Source organism: Sphingorhabdus arenilitoris, from assembly GCF_042651485.1.
Classification (GTDB): domain Bacteria; phylum Pseudomonadota; class Alphaproteobacteria; order Sphingomonadales; family Sphingomonadaceae; genus Sphingorhabdus_B; species Sphingorhabdus_B arenilitoris.
In genome coordinates, this window is record NZ_JBHSDH010000012.1 from 167868 (window position 1) to 186644 (window position 18777).

The following is an 18777-nucleotide window of genomic DNA, read 5'->3' on the forward strand; positions in this document are numbered from 1 at the left end:
AAATGTTTTTGATGTTCGGCATGGTCCTCGGTCCACTGGCTGTCGCTTTGGCATATTTTTACGGGCTAAACCGGCGATATAATGCGGACAAGGCGCAGCATCATCTGGCGTCGATGATGATCGCCGAAGTTACTCAAAACGGTGAAGCCACCCGTGAAGATATCGTCCAGCATTTGCGGCACTATGCGCCCAGCGACCGATTACGCCGCGTGAATCACGCTTTGAAGCTGATCAAAAAAACGGTGTCAGCCGAAAATTATGGAAAAGCGTTGGAACTCGCTAAGTCGGTATATCGATAAGCCTGCGATATTGGCCCGTATCATCGAGCATGACGCGGTATGTGCATATTCCCCGTCAACTGCCGCCCAGCGCCAGCCAGAGCGCGATCCGGGCTCTGTCATAGCGGCCTTTGGCGAGATCCAGATTACCGGCGACAGCGTTCAATCGGCGCTGTGCATTTAATACGCCGCGAAAATCGTCGATACCGCGCCGGTATCTGACCCCTGCCAAATATACGGTATCGGCCTCCAACGCATATTGGCGTTTGAGCGCCGTCACCTCTTCACGAGCGGATGCCACTTGCCCATAAGCGGTTTCCGCATCGCCAAGGGCGGCAAATACTGTGCCGCGATAATTTGCAAAAGCTTCTTTTGCGCGTGCTTTGCTGGCGTCAATTTCGGCATCAATGCGTCCAAAATCGAGCAGCGGCCCTGCGACGCTTGCGCCGACCGCACCGACAATCGCGTCCGCGCTGAATATATCACCCAGCGCAAAGGCGAGCAGCCCCAATGTGCCGGTTAGGTTCAGTTTGGGAAAACGCTCTTTTGCGGCAACGGCGATGTCGGTATCTGCCGCGCGCAATCGCGCCTCTGCCGCCGCAATGTCGGGGCGCGCACGAAGCATGGCGGCCGGGGTCGCGGCAGGCGCAGGCGGCACAGCTTTCGCGCTTTCCGCGCCGGTCATTGCCGCCTTGTCCAGCGACGCAATTACCTCGCTGGCGGGCTTTCCGGTCAACGTCACAAGCGCGCCGATAATACGTGCCCGTTCCGCAAGCAGCGGCGCCAGCTGAGCTTCTGCCTGCGCTGCCAATGTTTCGGCCTGCACCGCGTCAAAGCCGGGGACTAGCCCCGCCCTTGAGCGTGTTTTTGTCAGGCGCATGAATTCTTGTGCCGTCTTGATATCATCGCGCAGCGTCATTTCGCGCGCGGCCACAGTGCGCCAGTCAATGACATTAGCAGCAATGGCCGATACCAAAGTTTGCCGCACGGCGGCGGCATCGGCGCTCGCGGCATCAATTCGTATCTGTGCCGCCCGCTGCCCAGCCCGCAATTGCCCGAAAATATCGGGGTCCCAGCTCGCGGCGATATTGCCGCCAAAGCTTGTTATATAGCGGTCTATGGCAATGCCCGGGGGCAAGTTCGCTCCGAAAGCGCCCGGATTTTGGCGGGTCCCCGTGACTTGGCCGTCGCCGCCAATATAAGGGTTTCGATTGGCTCCAGCGCGTGCAGCCTGCGCCCGGGCCAGATTGATACGCGCCAGCGCCGCTTCCAATGTCGGTGCATTATCCTCCCCCATTTGGCGCAATTCGGCAAAGGCGGGGTCATAGACCGGGAGCAGATTTTCCAGCGCGCTGCGGTCTTGCGCGGCAACATCTCCGGCCAGAGCAAAGTTTTCGGGTAGAGTCACCGAGGCAGGGTTGAACGCGGGGTCGCTTTCGGGCGCCTTCATCGATGCGCAGCCCGCAAGCAGTAGGGGGCTTGCAACGATGAGTAAAGATTTGAAGCCGCGCGTCATCGGCCGTCTGCCGCAGCTGTTTGTTTCTTCGGCTGTGTTTTGGCGGTATCCTTTTTGGCGCGAACAAACGCATCCACCTGCTGCCCGACGAAGAAACCGCTGTCGATGGGCAATTGATAGATGAGCTGCAGCACTCTTACATCAACGCGTTCGCTGGCGGAATTGGTCAGCGAGCGTTTGGGCGTCACCAGCGGTTCGGCGCGGACAAATGTCGCCTTCACCCGCTTGGCCGAATTGCCGCGCGGGCTGACAATGGCTTCGCTGCCAATATCGACGCGGCTGATTTCATTTTCGTCAATATCAATGCGGATATGCATGGGCCGTGTATTGCCGATTTCCATATAGGAGGCGGAGCTGCCGCTTGGCTGCCCGCCGGGATTTACAAATTCGCCGGGCCGGATGTTAACGCTCAGCACCTCTGCGGCAATTGGCGCGCGCACGGTCAGGCGGCCAAGATCAGTCTCAGCGCTCGCACGAAGCGCCTGTGCGCTGCGGATTTCCGCGTCGGCCTGCGTAATTTGGGCGCGGGCATTGCGGACGATACCTTGGCGTTCAATCACCTCGGCGCGCGATATTGCCCGGCTGTCCTCCACGCCATTGTAAAGCGCCAGCTGCTGCTGCGCCGTTGCTAATGCGGTATGCGCCGCTGACCTTGCGCTGCGCGCCCGCAATATGGCCGCGTCTGCTTCTTGAATGCGTGCCCGGATCGCCCGGTCATCGACCGCGAATAATACCGCGCCGCGCTCCACCTGTTGCCCTGGTGTGACATAGACATTGGTGACAAGCCCGGCGAGGCTGGTGCCGATATTGATGACTTCGCTGGATGGTTCTACCACGCCCGCGCCCGCCACGCTCGGCGCATCGGCAATGGCAGAACTGGCCTTAGGCGGGGTTTCAAATGCGCCTTCCTGCGTGCGGTCGGGCTGTCCGGTGGCAACCAGATATATGGCAATCAAAATCGCGATAATCGCCAGCACCGGCAATATCGTGCGCGCAAAGCTTATCTTTCGCAAACGGGTCCACAAACTTTCTTCAGCCATATAATATCTCCTGCCGGGATCAGTGATCCGGCATTTCCTTGCCATCATGTGTGATCCGTCCGTCCTCCATGACCAGGATACGGTCGGCCAAATCGAAAATGCGGTTATCATGCGTCACGATAATTACGGCGCGGTCCTGAACCAAGGCTACTTCGCGCAGCAAGTCCATGACCCGGCGGCCCGATTTTGCGTCAAGCGCCGCGGTCGGTTCATCGCACACCACCAGTCGTGGTTCATGCACCAGCGCGCGTGCAATCGCCACGCGCTGTTGCTGTCCACCCGATAGCTGTTTGGGCAGTTTATCGGCCTGATCCGCGATATTCAGTTTTTCCAGCATATCGCGGCCCCGCTTCGTTGCCTCGCTGCGGCCCATACCTGCGGCGACCAGCGGCACCCCGGCATTTTCCGCCGCTGTTAGTGTGGGGATCAGATTATATTGCTGAAAAATAAATCCGATCGTGTCGAGCCGGAACCGCACCAGATCATTATCCGACAAGCTGTAAATATCCTTACCAAATACAGTAACCCCGCCTTCGGTGGGAAAGAGGATGCCAGCGATGATGGAGATGAGCGTCGTTTTTCCGCTTCCCGACTCCCCGACCAAATAGGTCAGCTCACCAGAACGGATTTCGGCGTCAATACCGTGCAGCACGCGTACCAGCCTGTCTCCGCTCCCAAACTCCTTAACGATATGGCGGATTTCAATTGCAACCGGATTATCGCTCACCGGAATACCTCCGCCGGTTCGGTCTTTAACACGCTGCGCAGCGCCAACCAGCCGGTAATCAGGATCATGACCAGCACCACAATCGCCGTCGCCAGGGGGATCTGCCAAGGCATATAGAAACCTTTAAAATCGGGAAGGTTGGCGTTGGCATAGATAAACACGGCTGCGCCCAATATACCGAAACCATATCCGATCAATCCGACCAGCAATGCCTGCGCTGCGACCATCATCCGGATTTTCCCATTGGTCACGCCAATAGCTTTCAGCGCGCCAAATTGTTTGATATTATCGCGGATGAACAGGCTGAATGTCAGGCCGACAATCGCAACGCCGACAATGACGCCTAGCAGCACGGTGATCCCGAAATTGATCGGAATGCCGGTATTTTCGATGATGAAATCAATTCCATCCTGTGCAAAATCGTCCCTCGTGCGGGCGCGCAGGCCGGTGCGTTCGGTAACGGCAGTGGCAAGCTGCTGTGCAGTCAGGCCGTCTTTACTTTGCGCGATGACAAATGTCATGCGGTTGCGCGTGCCCGGTACGAACGATAGCGCGTTGGAATAGCGGGTATAGAGCGTCACCTGACTGGTGAAGCTGGGGTTGATATCGACGATGCCGCGAATGATCGCCCGCCGGTCATTCAGTTCAAGCCGCATACCGATGGGGTCGACGCCTTCGCCGAATAGCTTCAGCGCGCCCACTTGATCAATAAACACTGCGTCAGGTTCATACAGCGCCTCTCGCGTGCCAGCGACGATATTGCGCGGCAATCCGATCAATGTGGCATCGTCAATACCGACAATGGCCACACCCTCCAAATCGCCCTCTGGCGTGCGCACATTTGCAATAGATCGCAGCATGGGCACTGCCCATTCCACACCTTCGACCGATCGCACTTTATCAAGCGCCGTCGAAGGCATCGCATAACTGACATCAATGGTGCGGCTGACTGGGTCCATCACCCATACATTGCCGGTAGGGACATTATAAACCGCCGTGGCGCCCCGTTCGATCAGATTCACAAATATCGTAAGCTGCTGCGAAATCAGCAAAGCCGAAAAGGCGACGCCGAACAAAAGGCCGAAAAACTTCTGCCGGTCGCCGGTGAGCATACGGATGGCGATCCATGTCATGTAGGCAGTCCATTCATTACCGGCTTCATACCTTTTCGGATTCGACTTGCTGGTAAGCATATGAATCCATATACTGAACGTCAACGTTTAATTATACGGAACCGTTCAATAATGCCTGATCCGGCGGAAACTGAGATAACGCCTGCACCAAAAACTGGTCAGGGCCGCCCAGTCGATACCAGCAAAAGTGCGGCAATTATAAAGGCGGCGCGGGATCAGTTTTTCAAAATCGGTTTTGCGCAAACCAGCATTGAATCGGTCGCGGCGCAGGCCAGTGTTTCAAAAGTGACCGTCTATAACCGCTTTGGCACAAAGGAGGCCTTGTTCGAGGCGTGCGTGGAGGCAGAATGCAACATCATGCGCGATAGCCTGAGCATCGAAGATATGGTGAGCGGTGACCTACGCGCCACTTTGGTCGGTTTTGGTATGAACATGATTGCCTTTTTGAGCCGTGATGAAATGACCCGGTTTGAAAGACATTTGGCAGTTGAAGCGGAACATAATCCGGACATCGGCACTTTGTTCCTCAATGCAGGGCCGCGCCGGTTGCATGGGGCACTATCCGCCTTGTTGGACCAAGCCGTTGCCGCTGGGAAACTCACTATAGATGATACCGCACTCGCCGCAGAGCATCTGGCAGGCATGATTAAGGGCCTCGCAGATTTGGAGCGCCGATTTGGGCAAGATGATCCCGACCATTTCGCAACAACCCAAAAACGCGTGAACAGCGCCGTCGATCTATTTTTAAAAGGCTATGGAAGGTCAGCGCAATAGCCAGCCTCTTAATGTGAAACGGGAGGCCCCTATTATCGAGACGTTCGCGTGCATCATGCCCGCCATTAGCAGCTGTCTGGTTCGGTTACTTTCGGCCCATTGATGTTCAGCAAACCATGCATCACCGCGCAGGCGATCATGTTACTGCGATTTTTGGCTCGCAGCTTCAGCCGGATATTTTCGATATGCCGGTCGACGGTGCGCGGTGCGATGTCGAGATGCTTGGCGGCTTCTTTGGTGGATAGACCTTGGGCGATATGCTCCAAAACTTCCATTTCGCGGTTGGTCAATTCCGGTTCATTGGTAAAATCATTTTTGTGCAACATGGTGAGCTATCCCTTCCATTGGTCACCTGTGCGCCGAATGTGACGTCACAAACTTGCCCCCATGTCGCTGCCTTTCACACAGCTTAAAAGTTAAAACAAAAAACGAACGCGTATGCAGCCCGAAACAAATCCCTCTGTTTGCCAAAGAGATATAGCATCTCAGCCGGCCTATAGATAGTATCTTAACCCAAGCAGTTCCGCGCCGTATAGGACAAAAGCGCAACGGTAACCGCTCTGATTTTACGTCATTTTAAATATGTAAAGAGCGGCATGGGTAATATCCCTACGTAGTTTTCCATAGGTGAAATCCTGTGTTGGACGAGTCTAGCGACTCACTGGATAGACGCAATGGGCAGCCGGCGGGTATCATCCGCCCATCAACTTTCACATGTTGTGTTTCAAAACTGGCCGATGGGTAACAAGCCCGGGGCATAATGGGTCGCGCTTTAGGAGAGGTAGCGCGAATGGAACATGTATCAGAAAATGGGCGCCAGAAAATGCAACTGGCAGAAAATAGCCGCAGGCTATTTGGCATTAAGCAGGCGATACGCTGCACCAGTTTGAAATTTCATGCAGGACAGATGATTTTCGAAGAGGGGCAGCGCGCAAATCGCTGGTATGAAGTGCTGCATGGCACGGTTCGGACCTGCCGTTTTCATATTGACGGCAGCCGTCATTTAACCGGATTTTACTTTGCCGGCGATGTGTTTGGGGCCGATTATGGCCAATATGGAGCCGCTGCAGAAGCCGTCACCGATGTTGATGTGCTGTGTTACCGCGTTGGAGATTTTTCCAGCGGTCCCGGCGCCCCGCCGCCCGAGGATGGAAAGCTGTCCATTCTGTTTCGGGCCATTAACTGTGCGCAGCGATACCAATATATTATGGGCCACCGCACCGCACACGAACGTCTGGCCGCTTTTCTTCTGTGTCTAAAGCAGCAGGAGGGGAGGAGCAGCTTCATCCGTCTGCCCATGTCGCGCAGTGATATTGCCGATTTCCTGGGCCTTACCATCCATACCGTCAGCCGCACCTTTACCGAACTTGCGCGGCGCGAGTTGATCAAAATTGATGGACGAAATGGCGTTTTCATCCTCGACCATCGCGGCTTGTGCGACCTTGCAGGGGAAGAAGACGGCGGGGTTCCGCCAGCCATTGGCGGCGACAGCGATGATTATCCTGGTGCTTTATCGGCCGCTTAACGGGGCGGTTCCCTCCCGCCATAAAATAAAAAATTCTGGAGAAATCCAATGCAAACATTTTCCAACAAAGCCATTTTAACGGCGGGCGCAATCCCGGTATCATTTATCATGACATTGACACCAGCCCAGGCCGATAGCGGAATTTCGCTTGCGCTTGGCAATGTACAAATCCTCGCCTTTGCCGCGAAAGGGAGTATCATAGAAGGTGATCCCGACAAAAGCTGGAAAGCCGTGCTCGCGGCCTATGAGGGCCGTTATGCGGCATTTCCGGACGAAGCACCCCTCGGTGAGAACAAGCCGGGCGCAGAGCAGGGGCAAAGCGATATTTTGGGCGCGTTAACAGCGATACAGGCTGAGCTAGCGGAGCAAAAAAAGCTGATCACCCGGCAAAGCGAAATCATCGAGGCGCAGAATCAGAAAATCGCCGAACTGGAAAACCGCAATATGGCAAACCAGACAGCAGGCGGGCAGCCTTTTTTGAAGACGGAACCTTTATGGGCCCTATCGGAATATCGCGGTGCCGGATCCGTTCAAGATAACGGCCCGGGCGGCGAAGGAAATCGCGGTGGCACAAACGCAGCGCCAGCCGATGATTTGCCCGACGGGCCCGTGGGCGAAGCGCCGCCCGAGAGCCAGAATATTGAACAAAAAGCGCAGGCAGTTCCCGAAGGGCAAGGCGTGCTGACCCCGCGCGGGACTTTTGTGCTGGACCCCTCCATCGAATATACAAGGTCGTCGACAAACCGGTTGGTTTTCCGGGGCATCGAGCTGATCCCCGGAATACAGATTGGCGCGATTGAGGCAAGTGATGCCGACCGCGATACGATAATCGCGACGGCAGCGGCTCGTTACGGCATTACCAGTAGATTGGAGATCGAAGCCCGATTGCCGCTATTATACCGCAAGGACCGCATTGAGGTTGTGCAACAACGCGATGAACAATTGGTGCGCGAAATCGGTTTAGAAGAAACGGCGATTGGCGATGCCGAATTCGCCATTCGTTACCAGCTCAATACACCCAAACCGCTGCAGCCAATCTGGGTCGCTGGTCTGCGTGTCAAAACCGATACTGGCAAAAGCCCCTATGAAATCCCATTTGATGAATTTGGCGTAGCCACCGGCCTTGCCACAGGTTCTGGATTTTGGGGTGTGCAGCCCAGCATCAGCTTCCTGCTCCCCTCCGACCCTGTCGTCATTTATGGCGGCGCTGGTTATTTATGGAATATCGCGCGCGATATTGACCGGGTGGTTGGTGATGTGCGGGTCGGCCGGGTAAACCCGGGTGATGCGATTAATGCCAGCGTGGGCTTTGGCTTTGCGCTGAATCCGCGCTTCTCATTTTCCTTGGGCTACCGGCATAATTACATATTTTCGACCAGCACTGAATTGGGCGACACTGTGCAAAATAGCAACGATATACAGGTCGGCTCGTTCAACTTTGGCATGTCCTACCGGTTGACCGAGCGGACCTCATTGAACCTCGGTTTTCAATTTGGCGTAACAGAAGATGCCCCAGATGTGGGCATAGTCATGCGCATACCGGTTACATTCTGAGCCATATTTGGGCAGATAAAAGCCGTTCGCCACGGCTGATTTTTGAGCAGCGTGGCGAACGGCTTTTTTTGTTTTCATGTGAGGGCGGATTAGGGTCCGGATCCTAATTTCCCAAACCGCCAATCGCCCCTTGCCGAGCTGCATCATCAAGCGCGCCCGCCATGCGTTCAAACATCAGGCCAGCGCGAAAATCTTCATAGCCGCCGATGTCGATTGTGGCATTCAGCTCCTGGACTGCTGAAAAACCATCGGCTGTGTTGATCAGGCGGTTTTGAACGCCCTCGTCGGTGACATGGGATATGGCGGTACGCCCGCCGTTGAGCAGATATACGGGTGCTTCGCCAATCTGCATACGGATCGCTCCGTTGGACAATATCCGCCCTTCCAATACCGACGCGTCTACAGCGGTAAGACCGGGTGCAGCGGTTTGTGTGGTTTGGGCGCCTTCATCGGTCCAATTTAATATCGTGTGGAGCATCAAATTTCCGTCAACATATGTGCGAATATCAGCGCCAAAATGAATATTCATCCCCGACCAGATAAAACCACCGCGCAGCCGGTCAAGCGTTTCGTCGCTCATCAAAACTGGCATGGCAGACATATCTGATTTGCGGATAACGTCATCGCGCGCGGCGCAGGGTGCGGGCATTGTCACCGCGAATATAAGCGCGGCGGCGGCGATGGTAGGATAGAGTAATTTGCGGGATAGGGGCATGATTTTTCTCTTATCTGACTGTACCAACACGCACATCCACAAGGAATTCCGGCGTCAGTTGGTAGGTGGGGGGAAGGTGCGAGGTAAGGTCACCAATGGCTGCTGTGGTCAGCACTTGGTCTGTCGGCGCTTTCGACCAGGGGTCCCAATCTTTTGCCAGATTATACACCGGACGTTTGGTGATTGGGCCGTCCATAATGGCCAGAACAACGCCATTCCAGTAACGCCGAAATTCCGCCAGCGGATATTTTTTCAACCCTTGAATGGAATCGCCAACCAGGACTTGGTTTGCCGACTGTCCCTTTACGACCACAAAATGTTTGAAGCCGTTTATGTCCAGAAGAACGATGACAGGGCGTTTAATCTCAATAAGCTGGTTGGGCTGTATCTTAAACCCCTCGGCTCTATACCCGACCGATTGCAAATAATTGCGCATATCGAGCATCGAAAAGCCAACCTTGCGAATGGTTTCTTTGTCGCCCAGGTTCCACATGGCGCGGAACGGATCCGCTTCATTGGTCGGCCGGCCGTAATGATGGGTCAGCAGAGTCGCAACCGCCGCCGAACCGCAACTAAAATCATATCGTTGCCTTACGACGGAGCGAAAAGGGATTTCCCAGTAGGTCATCACGTTGACCGAATAATCCCCGCCAATTGCTTCTCGGCCGAGTTTGACCTGCGCGTCCAATGTCGCGCTTTGCAGCAATATTGCTGCGGCGAATGCCATTGCACCGCCTTTCCAAATTATCTTGGATGGCGGCGCTTTGGCGGCTTTGGGGCGGAGGGATCGCATAGCCAAAGCCTATTCGCTGACGTTCAGCGTTACCGACAGGCCCGCTTGCAGCGAGGATTGCGCGCCGGTGTTGAACACGAAATTGCCGAGCCCGTTAAAGTTGGACAGAGCATTATCGCCGAGGTTAACGTCCCCGGCGGTAAAATTGCCGCCGATAACATTGCCTGTATTGGTGGAATTTAGCGTTTGATTGTTAATCGCAATTTGCGCGCCACCCCGCAATTGGCTGAGCTCGCCAAGCGATACCATACCCGAAGGCGTTTCTGGTTTTTGTTCGGTCAAATGCGCTGGATTTTTTTGCAGCTCCGATGCTTGGTCGGTGCCGGGCATATTTTGTGCCTGAGCATTTGCGGCATTCGCCAAAGAGGCGGGTAGAGCTGCAATGATGAGCAGCCGTGTAAGATAGGTCATCATCTTTACTCCGGTTAGATTAGGGGTGTGGCGGACCCTTGCTTGGGGGGAAAGGTCCGCCACAGCGGGAAGGCTTAATCGCCTCCGCCACCGCCGCCGCCAGCACCAGCTGCGCTGCTGCCGTCACCAAAGTTGATGGTGCCTTGTGCCGCGATATTGGTCGCTGCTTGGGCGTTGGAGTTGATGCCGGTGTTCCATGCTTGGTTCAAAATACCAGCAAAGGCTGCAAATGCGCTTCCGCGCACTTCGTTATTGCCGCTATTATAACCAACCGGAGCCGGGGTTCCGTCTTCACCATCAAGATCGACTAGCTCATCCATTTGCGAGTTGGTGTTCACTGCGTTGAGCAGTTGATTGGCCGATACTGTGTTATTGTTGCTGCCCACATCATTCGCGGTGAGCGAATTGTCCTGCGAATTGTCGGTTTGGGCTTGCAGGTAAATATCCAGCAAGTCGTTCACGACAATTGTATCGCTATTGTCACCGGCGGCGCCGGTGGTGTCATTGTCATTATCTTGTGCTTGCTGAGCAAATGCGGGGGCACCTGCTGCCAATGCACATACAGCTACGGATGCTGCTATTTTTTTTACCATTTTCATGGGTCTTCTCCTTTAGGTCGCAGGCATCTTTTGTTTCCCAATTGGCGTTGGGAAGGGGGAAAGAGGCCCTGTTTATTACCGCTTATTGCGGCAAGACCGTGATAGGTGGAAACGAGACGCGGCTTGTTGCGATATGGCAAAAGCAGCGAAATTTTTTTGTCGGCGATTGTTTTTGGTGAGGGCCTAGGTCCTGACCCTACACGCTAAATATCATATTTTAGCACGAGCAATGTCGACAAGGTCACAATCATGATGACGACCAACGGCACCCCGGTGCGGATATAATCTTTAAATTTATATTCGCCCTCTGCCATGATCAGCATATTGGTTTGATAGGCCACCGGCGTGGCATAGCATAAATTGCAGCCGAACAAGACGGCCAGCACCATCGGTTCCACCGGCAGGCCGAGTTGCGTCGCTAGGCTGAAGGCAATCGGAGTGCCCACAGCGGCGGCCGTGGCGTTCGATGCAAAATTGGTCAATATGGTCACAAACAGCATGATCGCCGCCAAGACGCCCGCCGCTGGCAAAAATTGGAGGCCAAGCGCGAGCAAAGACCCCATCCATTCCGCAGCGCCGCTGACCAACACAATTTTACCGATCGCCAGGCTGGCCGCGACCAAAACAATGACTTTGGCGGATAGGGCCCGGCCAACCCGTTCAAACTTGACGCATCCAGTGACGAACATCAAAACGGCGCCGCCCAGCGCAGAAATGGCGATTGGCAGGAATCCAGCACTGGCCAGCGCAACGGAACCAATCATGATGACCAGCGCCAATGTCGCTTTATTCGACCGAGGCAGTTCTTTGGCCCCTTCCAGCACCAGCATGCCTTCGTTGCGGGCAAAATCCTGAAGATACTGCGCCGTACCCATCACGAGCAGCACGTCCCCTTCACGCAGCTCTGCCTCGGCATTGCGAGGCCGTTTATCATGGATGAATTTGCGGGCCTGATCGACGCCCATAACGCCCACTTCGCTTAGGCCTGCCGTCTGTAACGTGCGCCCGATCAATCTGCTATCTGTGCCGACGGCCATTTCGGCGATGGTGATATCTTCGCCAATATGCCCAGCATCAAATCGCAATTGGTCGTCCAGCCACGCGGGCACTGCAGTTGCATTGAACAGGCGCATGGCCTCTTCGATGCCTTCTTGCGTTCCTCGGATACGCAGCCGCCCGCCAGGGACCAGAGGGTAGCGGGTATTTTTGTCGATGGTGACATCGGGCGGCAGCAAGGCTGCTATCGCGGTGGCATCCCTGTCAAACATCGCCGACTGTGGCCCAAGCCGCAACGTCGCGTAATATTTACGGAAATAATGGCCTGCTTCCTTGCTATTGTCGGGCAGCAGCCGGGGCATGACGAGCCAGATGTAAGGCAAAGCAACCAAAGCGGCCATCAATACTATGTCGCTATAATGAAAAACGCTTATCGGCCGCATACCCAAATCATTGGCAATTGATACGACGAGCAAATTTGTCGATGTGCCGATAGTCGTCGCCATACCGCCGATCAATATCGCGGCATTGATTGGGATTAATGTCTTCGATGCTGGCATTGCCCCTTGGGAAGCCAATTGCACCATGATGGGCAGCAGCAGGACGAGCACCGGCGTGTCGTTGATAATCATGCTGGCCCCGAATGCCATCATCAACGTGACCAATAGGCCAAGCTGTTTGTTAACCCGCCATACCGAGCGCAATGCCCGCGCCGCCGGGTCCAGAGCGCCTGTCACCACCAGCCCGCGCCCCATAATCATAAGCGCGCATATCGTAATCAACGCCGGGTGCCCAAAACCTTCAAAGGCAAGGACAAGCCCATCTTTTGGCTGGGTTCCAGGGAGAGGCGCAAAATAAAGCCCAAGAGCGATAACGCCAATGGTGAGCAGCGATATAATCTCTATCCGCGCCTTGCCGCTGGCAAATGCGTAAAATACCAACACCGTCAATATCAGCGCCGCCGCAGCATGAGGGGAAGGGATATCGATCATCGCACTGCTATGGCATAGCAATGCGATAAATCAAATGGAGTTATTCTTGTTTGGTGTCGCCTATATTATTGCTGTGCATAATTGGGGGCCAAGCCCCAGTTATGAACTAAAGCCGCGTCCGCCAAAAGCGCTGCGGTTCCCAAAGGCATGGGGCTTGCGTTCCACCAATGGGCTAACTTCGGCTTCTAGGGCGGCTAAGGTTGCTTCAAAAGTTGGGCGCAAGGCCGCCACTTTTTCGACCAAATCAGACGGGTCCTGACGGATTTCGACATAATGACGCGCGGTGATTTCGACTTGTTCGGCAAGGCTGCCCAATTTTTCTGCGCCAAATTGCCATGATTCGCCCTTTAAAGTGTGGGCAGGCATCACCAATTTTGCGGAATCTTTCAATCGCATGGCTTCTTCGATCGTGGCGAGCGATTTCATACCATCTTCACGGAAATAGCCCAAAATGCGCACAAAACCCGCGCCCATCAAATTGCGGGTTTCGGCAAAAGCCTTCCAATTGATCAGGTCATCGGCCATCGGGGTCGACATTTGACTTTGCGCTCCTTTGCATGGGGTGTCCCACATCTTGCCGAAATGGTTAGCGCAAAGAGGTAAATAGACTTTTAATCTTTAGCGAACGGGTTGCTGCGGGCGCGCAAATTGATGCGCACGGGCACCGCGCCAAAATCAAGATCACGGCGAATGCCGTTCAGCAGATAGCGGGTATAGCTGTCGGGCAACTGGTCTACCCTTGTGCCGAAAATTACAAAAGCCGGGGGGCGGTTGTTGGCCTGCGTCATGTAACGCAATTTGATCCTTTTGCCGCCGGGCGCAGGTGGGGGGTTGGCGGCAATTGCCGCTTCGAACCAACGGTTCAGCACGCCGGTCGATACCCGCCTTGTCCATGCCTCGCGCGCATCGAACGCAGCGGAGATCATCTGATCCAGCCCCTTGCCCGTGAAAGCCGATACCGCGATCATCGGGACGCCTTTTAGCTGAGACAAGCCGTCATTCAATGCCGCGCGTATCCCCTGAAAAAGCGCGCTGCCATTTTCCGCTACATCCCATTTGTTGATTGCGATGATCAGAGCCCGGCCTTCCTTAATCACATGGTCAGCGATTTTCAGATCCTGCGCCTCCAACCCCTTGGTTGCATCCAGCAGCAAGACGACCACCTCGGCAAAATCAATCGCATGGCGGGCGTCGGCAACCGATAGCTTCTCTAGCTTATCCTGGACTTTGGCGCGTTTTCGCATGCCCGCTGTATCAATCAAGCGTACGCGCCTCTCGGTCATGGGCTCGGCCACATTGCCCTCTTCATCGGGCTCTGGCATTTTGGGATCGGGATCGCGCCATATCCAATCAACGGCGATGCTGTCACGGGTAATTCCCGCCTCCGGCCCAGTGATCAAGCGGTTTTCACCAAGCAGCTTGTTAATCAGCGTGGATTTGCCTGCGTTCGGCCGTCCAACAATCGCCAATTTCAATATGGCATCGGGAGCATCAATATCTGCCGGTTCAAATTTGCCGCCATCGATATGGGGCAATAATGCTTGGAACAGGTCAGCCATGCCTTCGCCATGTTCGCCGCTGATCGCAATTGGTTCACCAAAACCAAGCGCATAGCTCTCCATAATGCCGTCATTGGCCTGCTTGCCCTCTGCCTTGTTAACCACTAGGACAACCGGCGTGGCGCTGCTGCGCAGCCACCGGGCTATTTCCTCATCAAGCGGATTGACGCCTGCTCGGCCATCAATCAGGAAGAGTGCTACTTGCGCCTCTGCCACCGCGCGTTCGGTTTGCATGCGCATCCGCCCGGGAAGGCTCTGGGGATCCTCATCCTCATAGCCTGCGGTATCTATCACCTTAAATTCCAGATCATACAGGCGGCCTTCGCCCTCGCGCCGGTCACGCGTCACGCCGGGCATGTCATCGACAAGCGCCAGTTTTTTGCCCACCAAGCGGTTGAACAAAGTCGATTTGCCTACATTGGGCCGACCGATAATGGCTACCGTCGGCAGCATGGCATTACACTTTCTTTAGCTATCGTGCCGTTACCGGAACGCTGAAATCGTTCCGCTATCGTCAAGAATATATAAGGTTTCATTGGCGACCACCGGTGAAACAGAAACCGCGTCCTTCAATTCAAACACTTGATTTGCCGCGCCTTCATCGGTTGCGACTGACCAGACCTGACCGAGCGAATTGGCAACGATCAGTCGCCCTCCCGCCAATACTGGGCCGCGCCATGTGATCGGATTCTTCTTTTTTTCTTCGTTGCGATAACGGGGCAATTGGGACAGCCAGCGTATCTTGCCGCTCGCCCGCTGAATGCATAGCAATTTGGCATCGCTGGTCAGAGCAAAAACCCATTCCCCAGAAACGACAGGGGTGGTGATGCCGGCGATGTTGATTTCCCAAATACGCTGTCCGGTGACCAGTTGATAGGACGCCATCCGACCGCCTTCGCCAAGGGCAAAGACACGCCCCCGGTCGATCACAGGATCAGCATCAATATCGGTCAAGGTCGAAACCGACGTCGACATAGCCGTGCGGGAAAGCGAATCGCTCCACAGGCCGCGACCATTTTCGTACCGATAAGCAGCGAGCTCTCCGGTAGAATAGCCAGCAATCACGGTCCCTTGGGCCGCAGCGGGAGCGGCAACGCCAAAAATGCCGGACACGCCAACCGGACCCGATTCATTCCATTCATTCTGGCCATCGGTCGCGCGTAGGGCGTAAATCTGGTTATCCTGCGTCATGACATAGACATTGCCATTGGAGATGGTAGGCGCACCGCGCAGCGGGCCTGCGGGCCGCTTTTTCCAGACGATCTCGCCGTTGTCTGCCTTTATCGCGGTGACATCGCCGATACCGTTAGTGGCATAGACAAATTCACCTTCTGCGCTCACACCGCCGCCAAAGGCAGATGGGCGGCCATCTTTGGTCACTTCAATTTCCGTGGACCAAGCTTTAGCGCCGGTGGCAGCGTCAAAAGCAGAAACTTTGCCGTCGGTATCGACGGCGTAAAGGCGTCCGTTTAAAATCACCGGTGAAGCGCCAAGGCGGGCACGATTGGATGCACCCACGACCGAAGCGGTCCAAGCCCGGCTCAGCCCTTGACCAAGCGCGACATGACCGGGCGATTTGGCCGAATTTCCGCTGGGCTGTGCCCAGCTTGCATTGGGCGCGGCGGGCGGCAATATCACTGAAATTCCGGCTAAATCTGGATCGGCTTTCGTATCAACCGTTGTGCCCAATATATCGATACGATTACCGATCGTCGGTGTTGTTTTTTTGTCCCCGCCGCCAAATAAACCGCCGCCGGCACAACCGCCGAGCAGTGACAGGGCCGATATTGTGATCAGAAATTTTGATGCAATTTTCACTTAATTTCCGCCTTTCGATGTTTCGTCTGTTTCACCTGATGGCGCTTTTTTCTTTTCATCAAGCTGAACGGCGTCAATGCCGAGCGACCCTGCCATTTCGGTTGCGCGCCCGCGCAAGCTTGATGGCAAGTCCTCCTGCTTCGCAATTTGGGCGAAAATAGGACCGGCAAGATTTTCCTTGCCCATTTTCATATAGGCTATCGCAGTCATTTCTCCAGCGCTGCCAAACCAGGGGTTCCCGGGCGTCGCCAATGGCTTTAACCGGTCGACCACTTTTTGAGGTTCCATTTTGTCAAATTCCAACAATGTTTGACGAATTAGCGCCAAATCGCGAAACGGTTCGGGCAGGCTATCGTCAGCCGCAATTTTTGCGAAGGCGGCAATGGCTTTGCTTTTATCTTCTTTTTCAGCGTCCAGATTGGCGAGGACAATTTGCGCCATGGCGCGGTATCCCGGCTGATCGGCTTTTGCGAGCTCCGCCAATTTCGTGCGGGCTTTTTGCTCATTATCGCCTTTCAGGTCATCCATCGCGGTGACAAACTCTTCACCGACTTTACCCGCTTCTGCCTTTTGATGGTTTTGATAATATATCCATCCGCCAAAACTGGCGAGGCCCAATAGTAGCAAGCCCAATAGCCAGCGGCCATAGCGGGTCCAGAAACTTTCCAAATCGCTCGCCCGCACGGCATCCTCTACTTCGCGAAGGAAAACTTCATCACTCGCAGCGCGCTTGTCATCAACAGGACCAACAGGACCGGGATTTTTCGGTGTTAAAGCCAACAGGGCCTCCTAAATTCAAAATATCAGCGCTTCCTTAGCCGCACCTGCGGCCCGATACCAGCCCTGTTATCGGATGGCGGCTTTGGGGCGCTCGGCGGCTCTTAATGGCCGCAATTTGTGACCTGCTGGATCAGCCTTCGACGGGCTGATATAATTGATCGGGACCGGGGAAACTGCGGTCACGCACACCATCGGCATATTGTTTGACGGCGTCCTCAACTGATGCAGCCATATCGCCAAATTTCTTGACGAATTTCGGTGTCCGATCAAACAGGCCCAGCATATCTTCGGTGACCAGAACTTGCCCGTCGCACTGCGCCGATGCACCAATGCCAATAGTGGGGCAGGTCACTTTTTGGGTGATTTCTATGGCGATGGGTTCCAAGACCCCTTCAATCACCATGGCGAAAGCACCTGCATCGGCCACGGCAACGGCATCTTCGACGATAGACTGCGCCTCTTCTGCGCTTTTGCCGCGCACGCCGTAGCCGCCCAAAATATTCACTGCTTGAGGCGTCAGGCCAATATGCGCCATCACCGGAATGCCGCGGTTCGTCAAAAATTCGATCGTGGGTGCAAGAATTTTGCCGCCCTCAAGCTTTACCGCCGCTGCGCCAGTTTCTTTCAATAGATGTGCCGCGCTTTCAAATGCCTGCTGCGGTGATGCTTCGTAACTGCCAAAGGGCATATCGACGACAACGGCGGCATGGTAGGAGCCCCGCACCACCGCCGCGCCGTGCGCCGCCATCATATCCATCGTCACAGCGACCGTATGCGGCAAGCCGTAAATCACCTGTCCGAGCGAATCGCCCACCAGCAGCATATCGCAATGCGGATCGAGCAATTGCGCCATGCGCACCGTATAGGCGGTCAGCATGACCAACGGTTCGGCAGTGACGCCGCCGGCTTTACGCTGCCTGATGCGCGGAACCGTCAGCCTTTTCATCGGTGACGGCGTCGGGTTTGCCCGGCTGGTGGATTTATCGAAAGTGAGCGTTTTTGAAGTCGTAGACATGGCGCGCTGCTTAGCGCGGAAAAGCGAAACGCAAAAGCGGGAAGCAGTGATTTGTTCGTATGACTTGACTCAATGTTAAAAATATATAACATTAAGTTCGAATCAAATTACAGAAAAGGTGAAATATGTCATTCCGCGAAAAAATTCATTGGGTTGCTTTCGTCGGCCTGCTGTTGGGCTTTGGTTGGTATTTTCTATCCTATCCGTGGGACATTGCGGGAAGCCGCGCCGGAATGATGACGTCGGTGTGGATGCTTATTCCTGTCACCATCATATTCTTGGTCCCCATGATCCTAGGCACGGCCTATTTCGCTATCCGATATCCCAAAGAGGCCAATTTGAAAGAGGATGAGCGTGAGAAAATCATCCACTTGAAAGGCACGCACGCGGCCTATTACCCGCTGGTGCTGGGCGTGTGGGCGAATATCTTCGCAATGATAAATGGTGCAGTCTATGGGTGGAGCGTGAATATTTTGATGGCGACTTTGGTATTGTCAGAATTGGTCCGTGTGGGGGCGCAGCTGTATTTCTATCGGCGGGGATATTGAAATA

At 54.8% G+C, this 18777-nt stretch carries 20 protein-coding genes; 5 read left to right on the plus strand and 15 right to left on the minus strand.

Annotated features, from left to right (window positions below; all coding sequences use genetic code 11):
• The first annotated feature begins 2 nt into the window (after positions 1–2).
• Complete coding sequence (locus ACFOWX_RS03925; protein ID WP_381421508.1) at positions 3–299, plus strand: hypothetical protein; 297 nt, start codon at positions 3–5, stop codon at positions 297–299.
• A 55-nt stretch (positions 300–354) separates the two neighbouring features.
• Here ACFOWX_RS03925 and ACFOWX_RS03930 read toward each other — a convergent pair whose 3' ends face one another.
• The 4 genes from ACFOWX_RS03930 to ACFOWX_RS03945 are packed head-to-tail and all read right to left on the minus strand — an operon-like array spanning position 355 to position 4694.
• The gene (locus ACFOWX_RS03930; protein ID WP_381421510.1) at positions 355–1794 is read right to left on the minus strand and encodes an efflux transporter outer membrane subunit; all 1440 of its coding nucleotides are present in this window, start codon (positions 1792–1794) and stop codon (positions 355–357) included.
• Positions 1791–2834, minus strand: coding sequence for an efflux RND transporter periplasmic adaptor subunit (locus tag ACFOWX_RS03935; RefSeq protein ID WP_381421512.1), 1044 nt, complete (start codon positions 2832–2834; stop codon positions 1791–1793). Before ACFOWX_RS03935 ends, ACFOWX_RS03930 begins: the two co-directional genes overlap by 4 nt.
• A 19-nt stretch (positions 2835–2853) precedes the next feature.
• The gene (locus ACFOWX_RS03940; protein WP_381421514.1) at positions 2854–3561 is read right to left on the minus strand and encodes an ABC transporter ATP-binding protein; all 708 of its coding nucleotides are present in this window, start codon (positions 3559–3561) and stop codon (positions 2854–2856) included.
• Positions 3558–4694, minus strand: a complete 1137-nt coding sequence (locus ACFOWX_RS03945) for an ABC transporter permease (RefSeq protein WP_381421516.1) — start codon at positions 4692–4694, stop codon at positions 3558–3560. The genes ACFOWX_RS03940 and ACFOWX_RS03945 overlap by 4 nt, the downstream gene beginning before the upstream one ends.
• A gap of 111 nt (positions 4695–4805) precedes the next feature.
• On the opposite strand from ACFOWX_RS03945, the gene ACFOWX_RS03950 reads away from it, so the two are divergent.
• Positions 4806–5468, plus strand: a complete 663-nt coding sequence (locus tag ACFOWX_RS03950) for a TetR/AcrR family transcriptional regulator (protein WP_381421518.1) — start codon at positions 4806–4808, stop codon at positions 5466–5468.
• Between the two features lie 65 nt (positions 5469–5533).
• Here ACFOWX_RS03950 and ACFOWX_RS03955 read toward each other — a convergent pair whose 3' ends face one another.
• The gene (locus ACFOWX_RS03955) at positions 5534–5794 is read right to left on the minus strand and encodes a helix-turn-helix domain-containing protein (protein WP_381421520.1); all 261 of its coding nucleotides are present in this window, start codon (positions 5792–5794) and stop codon (positions 5534–5536) included.
• A 464-nt stretch (positions 5795–6258) separates the two neighbouring features.
• Here ACFOWX_RS03955 and ACFOWX_RS03960 point away from each other — a divergent pair, with 464 nt between their 5' ends.
• Positions 6259–6993: a Crp/Fnr family transcriptional regulator gene (locus tag ACFOWX_RS03960; protein ID WP_381421522.1), complete on the plus strand. Its 735-nt coding sequence runs from the start codon at positions 6259–6261 to the stop codon at positions 6991–6993.
• A 48-nt stretch (positions 6994–7041) separates the two neighbouring features.
• Positions 7042–8547 (plus strand): transporter, encoded by a 1506-nt coding sequence (locus ACFOWX_RS03965; protein ID WP_381421524.1) that lies wholly within the window; start codon positions 7042–7044, stop codon positions 8545–8547.
• Between the two features lie 103 nt (positions 8548–8650).
• Here ACFOWX_RS03965 and ACFOWX_RS03970 read toward each other — a convergent pair whose 3' ends face one another.
• The 10 genes from ACFOWX_RS03970 to panB form a co-directional block, all read right to left on the minus strand.
• Entirely contained in the window at positions 8651–9262 is a 612-nt protein-coding gene (locus ACFOWX_RS03970; protein WP_381421526.1) for a hypothetical protein, read from the minus strand.
• Between the two features lie 10 nt (positions 9263–9272).
• A complete protein-coding gene (locus ACFOWX_RS03975) occupies positions 9273–10055 on the minus strand; it encodes a C39 family peptidase (RefSeq protein ID WP_381421528.1) in 783 nt (260 codons plus the stop codon).
• 9 nt (positions 10056–10064) lie between these two features.
• Entirely contained in the window at positions 10065–10469 is a 405-nt protein-coding gene (locus ACFOWX_RS03980) for a hypothetical protein (protein WP_381421530.1), read from the minus strand.
• A 71-nt stretch (positions 10470–10540) separates the two neighbouring features.
• Complete coding sequence (locus tag ACFOWX_RS03985; RefSeq protein WP_381421532.1) at positions 10541–11065, minus strand: hypothetical protein; 525 nt, start codon at positions 11063–11065, stop codon at positions 10541–10543.
• A 203-nt stretch (positions 11066–11268) separates the two neighbouring features.
• On the minus strand, positions 11269–13053 hold the full coding sequence (locus tag ACFOWX_RS03990; protein ID WP_381421534.1) for an SLC13 family permease: 1785 nt from the start codon (positions 13051–13053) through the stop codon (positions 11269–11271).
• Between the two features lie 99 nt (positions 13054–13152).
• Positions 13153–13590 (minus strand): Hpt domain-containing protein, encoded by a 438-nt coding sequence (locus ACFOWX_RS03995; protein ID WP_381421536.1) that lies wholly within the window; start codon positions 13588–13590, stop codon positions 13153–13155.
• A gap of 74 nt (positions 13591–13664) precedes the next feature.
• Positions 13665–15065 carry a ribosome biogenesis GTPase Der gene (der, locus tag ACFOWX_RS04000; protein ID WP_381421538.1) on the minus strand — a complete coding sequence of 467 codons (1401 nt, stop codon included), beginning with the start codon at positions 15063–15065 and terminating at the stop codon, positions 13665–13667.
• A 30-nt stretch (positions 15066–15095) separates the two neighbouring features.
• The gene (locus ACFOWX_RS04005; protein WP_381421540.1) at positions 15096–16430 is read right to left on the minus strand and encodes an outer membrane protein assembly factor BamB family protein; all 1335 of its coding nucleotides are present in this window, start codon (positions 16428–16430) and stop codon (positions 15096–15098) included.
• On the minus strand, positions 16431–17210 hold the full coding sequence (locus ACFOWX_RS04010; RefSeq protein WP_381421542.1) for a tetratricopeptide repeat protein: 780 nt from the start codon (positions 17208–17210) through the stop codon (positions 16431–16433).
• Positions 17211–17340: 130 nt separating this feature from the next.
• Positions 17341–18225, minus strand: a complete 885-nt coding sequence (panB, locus tag ACFOWX_RS04015) for a 3-methyl-2-oxobutanoate hydroxymethyltransferase (RefSeq protein WP_381421543.1) — start codon at positions 18223–18225, stop codon at positions 17341–17343.
• A 125-nt stretch (positions 18226–18350) separates the two neighbouring features.
• On the opposite strand from panB, the gene ACFOWX_RS04020 reads away from it, so the two are divergent.
• Positions 18351–18773: a hypothetical protein gene (locus ACFOWX_RS04020; protein ID WP_381421545.1), complete on the plus strand. Its 423-nt coding sequence runs from the start codon at positions 18351–18353 to the stop codon at positions 18771–18773.
• Positions 18774–18777: the final 4 nt, after the last annotated feature.

Bases quoted from the DNA above. Each gene is read 5' to 3' on its own strand.
- ACFOWX_RS03925 (WP_381421508.1), top strand. From the start codon at position 3: ATGTTTTTGATGTTCGGCATGGTCCTCGGTCCACTGGCTGTCGCTTTG.
- ACFOWX_RS03930 (WP_381421510.1), bottom strand. From the start codon at position 1,794: ATGACGCGCGGCTTCAAATCTTTACTCATCGTTGCAAGCCCCCTACTG.
- ACFOWX_RS03935 (WP_381421512.1), bottom strand. From the start codon at position 2,834: ATGGCTGAAGAAAGTTTGTGGACCCGTTTGCGAAAGATAAGCTTTGCG.
- ACFOWX_RS03945 (WP_381421516.1), bottom strand. From the start codon at position 4,694: ATGACATGGATCGCCATCCGTATGCTCACCGGCGACCGGCAGAAGTTT.
- ACFOWX_RS03950 (WP_381421518.1), top strand. From the start codon at position 4,806: ATGCCTGATCCGGCGGAAACTGAGATAACGCCTGCACCAAAAACTGGT.
- ACFOWX_RS03955 (WP_381421520.1), bottom strand. From the start codon at position 5,794: ATGTTGCACAAAAATGATTTTACCAATGAACCGGAATTGACCAACCGC.
- ACFOWX_RS03960 (WP_381421522.1), top strand. From the start codon at position 6,259: ATGGAACATGTATCAGAAAATGGGCGCCAGAAAATGCAACTGGCAGAA.
- ACFOWX_RS03965 (WP_381421524.1), top strand. From the start codon at position 7,042: ATGCAAACATTTTCCAACAAAGCCATTTTAACGGCGGGCGCAATCCCG.
- ACFOWX_RS03970 (WP_381421526.1), bottom strand. From the start codon at position 9,262: ATGCCCCTATCCCGCAAATTACTCTATCCTACCATCGCCGCCGCCGCG.
- ACFOWX_RS03975 (WP_381421528.1), bottom strand. From the start codon at position 10,055: ATGCGATCCCTCCGCCCCAAAGCCGCCAAAGCGCCGCCATCCAAGATA.
- ACFOWX_RS03980 (WP_381421530.1), bottom strand. From the start codon at position 10,469: ATGATGACCTATCTTACACGGCTGCTCATCATTGCAGCTCTACCCGCC.
- ACFOWX_RS03985 (WP_381421532.1), bottom strand. From the start codon at position 11,065: ATGAAAATGGTAAAAAAAATAGCAGCATCCGTAGCTGTATGTGCATTG.
- ACFOWX_RS03990 (WP_381421534.1), bottom strand. From the start codon at position 13,053: ATGATCGATATCCCTTCCCCTCATGCTGCGGCGGCGCTGATATTGACG.
- ACFOWX_RS03995 (WP_381421536.1), bottom strand. From the start codon at position 13,590: ATGTCGACCCCGATGGCCGATGACCTGATCAATTGGAAGGCTTTTGCC.
- der (WP_381421538.1), bottom strand. From the start codon at position 15,065: ATGCTGCCGACGGTAGCCATTATCGGTCGGCCCAATGTAGGCAAATCG.
- panB (WP_381421543.1), bottom strand. From the start codon at position 18,225: ATGTCTACGACTTCAAAAACGCTCACTTTCGATAAATCCACCAGCCGG.
- ACFOWX_RS04020 (WP_381421545.1), top strand. From the start codon at position 18,351: ATGTCATTCCGCGAAAAAATTCATTGGGTTGCTTTCGTCGGCCTGCTG.